The sequence below is a fragment of the Paenibacillus lentimorbus NRRL B-30488 genome (genome assembly GCF_000411595.1).
GTDB classification, from domain to species: domain Bacteria; phylum Bacillota; class Bacilli; order Bacillales; family Bacillaceae; genus Bacillus; species Bacillus velezensis.
The window spans coordinates 1-1,102 of sequence record NZ_ANAT01000043.1 but is presented as its reverse complement, the minus strand read 5'-3'; the positions used below and the strand labels follow the sequence as shown (position 1 = coordinate 1,102).

Here is a 1,102-nt window from a genome sequence, read left to right as displayed (position 1 = left end):
GCGGCGCTTCCCGCTTCAATGTCCGGTTCCGGCAGGGCTTTTTTGTCAATCTTTCCGTTTGCGGTGACCGGAAGCTCGTCCATCTCCACCCAGAACGCCGGCACCATGTAGTCAGGCAGCGTGTCTTTCAGCGCGGCTTTGAGCGCTTCAATATCGTCCTGCCGAGGCGCGACATAGGCGCAAAGCGCGGTGTTGCCCGCTTTGTCTTCCACAGCCGTCACCGCTGCGTCATGAACGTCCGCAAGCTGAGCGAGACGGACTTCGATTTCTGAAAGCTCGATCCGGTAGCCCCGCACTTTGACCTGCTGGTCGATACGGCCGATGTATTCGATGCCGCACTGCGCGTTCCATTTGACGAGGTCGCCGGTCCGGTACATGCGCTCGCCGGGCACGAACGGATCTGCGGTAAACCGCTTCGCCGTTTCTTCTTCACGGTTCAGGTATCCGCGTGCCAGACCGCGGCCGGCCACGCACAATTCACCGGCAATGCCTTCCGGCTGTAACTGATCTCCGTCGCCGAGAATATAAGCTCTCGTATTGGCAATCGCCCGTCCGATTGAAAGCGATCCTTCCTCAGGATTGATGACGCCGCTTGTCGCGACGACGGTGTTTTCCGTCGGGCCGTAGTTGTTGACGATCGTGTACGGCTGTTTCACCGCCCGCTTCAGCTTGTCGCCGCCGACGAGAAGCATGCGGAGAGAGGTATTTTCCACCTCCATAAATTGTTCGGCCAGCTGCGTCGGCAGGAAGGTGATGGTCACGCCGTTCTCCTCGAAATAGTGATTTAAGCGGGTGATATCCAGCCGGATCGCCTCGTCAATGACGTGAAGCTCCGCGCCGATAGTCCATGTCGGGAACATCTCCCAGATGGAGGCGTCAAAACCGAAGCCCGCGTATTTGGCGCTTTTATCATCCGCCGTCATGGCGAATGCGTCGTGGTGCCAGAAGCACAGGTTCACAAGCGCATGGTGTTCGACCATGACACCCTTCGGCTGTCCGGTCGTTCCTGACGTGTAAATCATATAAGCGAGATGATCCGCCGTTGTTTCCGTCTGCGGGTTCGCTTCATCGTTTTCATCAAGCGGCAGGCTCAGAATGGAGC

The 1,102-nt window shown here is 58.0% G+C and carries 1 protein-coding gene; it reads right to left on the bottom strand.

Going from position 1 to position 1,102, the window contains the following annotated elements:
- The coding region (locus D368_RS18480) for an AMP-binding protein (protein ID WP_486129299.1) at window positions 1–1,102 on the bottom strand (1,102 nt) is incomplete at both ends.